Genomic DNA, 2857 nt, shown 5'->3' with positions numbered 1-2857 from the left:
AGATCATAGTTCCAGGTAACCGCGTATTGTTAAAACCCAATGTACTTGCCATCAAACGTCCGGAGGCTGCGGTTACTACACATCCTGCAATTGTATCAGCAATGTGTGAACTTGTTAAAGAGGCAGGCGGTATTCCCATGGTAGGAGATGGGTCTGGAGTCACAAGCTCTGCTTCAACTGCCACTGCACAAGCACTAAAAACATCCGGTATCGAAGAAGCTGCTTTAAGTTGTGGGGCGGAACTTATTAATTTTGAAACATCAGGTTTTGTCGAAGTTGATGTTCCTGGTGCCAAGCAGTTCCCACGTCTACATATAGCCAAGGCAGTAACAGATGCTGATGTAATTATTTCACTTCCCAAGCTCAAGACCCATGAGCTCACGCTTTACACAGGAGCGGTCAAGAACTTTTTTGGCGCTATACCAAGGAAGGACAGAAAAGAAGCTCATTTCCTGGAAGATCGTGACCGTTTTGGAGATGCAGTTGTTGATATATACTCTTTCGTCAAACCTCATCTTGCAGTCATGGATGGTGTAATAGGTATGGAAGGAGATGGTCCTTCAAGTGGCACTCCAATATCTTCAGGGGTCATTATGGCAAGTTATGATTGTGTGGCATTGGACGTAGTAGCATCGGAACTTATTGGATTTGATCCGTTGCAGATACCCACAAATAAAGCTGCACTTGCCAGAGGATTTGGTACTGAGCATCCTGAAGTTGTAGGCACGTCCTTGGAGAAAGTAAAGGTCAAGTTCAAAAGACCAACAGGCGGGATTCTTGCTCTTATGCCTCCGTTTGTTCGAAGGACACTTAGAAAGCAATTTACAGTAAAGCCCTTCATCAATCCTTCCATCTGCACTCTTTGTAAAGCATGTGTTTTGAACTGTTCAGTAGACGCTATTGAAGAAAAGAATGGCTTACTTAAGATTAACGAAGAAAAATGTATTCAATGTTATTGTTGTCGTGAACTTTGTCCAAGTCATGCCGTAGAAATCAAGAAATCACTACTTGTAAGGATTGTGACAAGAGGAAAGAAGTAACAAAGGGCAAAAGATGGGTTGACCAGAGATAACACAGATCAATCCTCTTTAATTTACTTATAATATAATCAGCAAGATTCTGATTTTTCTTCATTCTTTTCTTCATTCCCAACATCCAGCTTTTTTACGACTTTGGCCGGAAAACCTAAAGCAAGACTGTTTGGAGAAATATTGCGGCTAACTACAGACCCAATACCTATTATGGAATTCTCTCCGATCTCTACTCCCTGAGTAATTATGCATGCGGGATTTACAGAAACGCCACGTCTGATAATAATTGGCTCTATGGTCCTTGGATAGGCATTTCTTGTGGTCAGGCTGCCTCTTGAATGAGAGGATAGTATGCAGCGGTCACCGATTTCAACAAAATCTTCTATTGTGATCATTTCCGGGTGAAGCCTGTCAAAAATTACGTCGTAGCCAATATACACATTCTTTCCGATATTGACTCCTCTCATTTTATGAAATTTTGCTCTCCAGGAAGGAATAGGGCAAGTTGCCGCTAATCGTTCTAAAAGCCATTTCCTGAAGTACTTAATTCCAAATATAAGTTTATTTTCTTTATAATGCTCAGCCACTTCTCCAAAACAAATCTTGTCCCTATCAGAAACCATTTTGCGCCCACCTAATTAAATTCATTGTTATACTAAATGAAAGTTATATAATCGATAGTATCGACATCACAATCCACAACACATTTTCCACAACAGTATAAGGATAACAGTAGAATTGCCGATCATCACCTTGTATATCTCAACCAAGATATTTATAGTATATAATTATAACTATATGGTTGTAAATAAACTTTGTATAGTTGTTTTTGACCAGTTTTTGCAGGATTGCTTGATCATCACCTTACGTTTCACCAATAATACCATTCTTTATATTACTGATTAATCTACAAAATATAAATATATTATTATTGATGGGATCTTTTATTTCAAAAGATATTACCGTGTTTCTTAAACAGAGTAAAAAAGAAATCGAGCGAAGTTATTCTTCGCTCGCAATCACTGGTGAATCCATCAGCTCGTCACAGTTAACTTTGGTCTCTGGGCAGCGTTAGACCAATCAGAACTGTAGAAAGCAATGTAGTTACCGCTTTCTGTCTTTGCCTTGAGGAAGAATCCAGTATTCTTGTTCTCGCCACTTATGTACTTCTGCACTAGTTCAGTGACATCTAACTCATAGTATTTGTTTCCAGGTACTGTACCAGCCGGGAAAGTGAGAGATGCATACGGTGTACTGCCCTGAGCAACTCCGTTCTTATCATACCAATTTCCCCCTGCTGTACTCCATGGAGTACCAGAAGCACGGTTGTTCCAGTTGACATACTTTGGATCCCATTCTACTGGCCTGTATATCTCCACTATAGTGTCAGAAGTGCGGGTAGCACCAGCAGGATAATACCAGTACAGTGAGAGAGTTGCCTTCTTTATTGTGTCCGTAGTCTTGTATCCACTAAGGTCGAACATCATTACATCTCTGCAAGCGCTTGTGCTCTTTCCCATGTCAAGATATGTAGAATCGGAAAGGATACTGGTTGGTAATGATTCACGCAACCGATTGTCATAGGTAGCTGAATAAGAAACCGAACCTGATGTTGATGTAGACGTATCTGTTGTTGTGGATGTTGTTCCACTAACTACTACATTTACTGTGTCTGTGGATTTCTGTCCGTTCGTATCTGTGACAGTTAGTGTTACAGTGTAAGTTCCTGCAGTTGTATATGTCTTTGTAGCTGTTTTACCCGTGGCTTCAGAGGCAATACCATTTGAAGCATCAAAGTCCCAAGAGTAAGATGCTATGCCTTTATC

Annotated in this window: 3 protein-coding genes; 1 reads left to right on the top strand and 2 read right to left on the bottom strand. The window is 40.4% G+C overall.

The genetic code is table 11. The annotated features are described in order from the left end of the window. A partial coding sequence (locus ACCM36_RS03750) for a DUF362 domain-containing protein (protein WP_370572394.1) occupies positions 1-1040 on the top strand: 1040 nt, incomplete at its 5' end. 68 nt (positions 1041-1108) lie between these two features. On the opposite strand, the gene ACCM36_RS03745 is transcribed toward ACCM36_RS03750, so the two are convergent. After that, positions 1109-1654, bottom strand: coding sequence for an acyltransferase (locus ACCM36_RS03745; protein ID WP_370572393.1), 546 nt, complete (start codon positions 1652-1654; stop codon positions 1109-1111). 411 nt (positions 1655-2065) lie between these two features. Next, positions 2066-2857: disaggregatase related repeat-containing protein (locus tag ACCM36_RS03740; protein ID WP_370572392.1), on the bottom strand; the 792-nt coding region annotated here is incomplete at its 5' end.

The organism is Methanomethylovorans sp. (assembly GCF_041305605.1).
GTDB lineage: Archaea > Halobacteriota > Methanosarcinia > Methanosarcinales > Methanosarcinaceae > Methanomethylovorans.
Note: the sequence above shows the minus strand (reverse complement) of the source record. Positions and strands in the feature narration are given on the sequence as shown.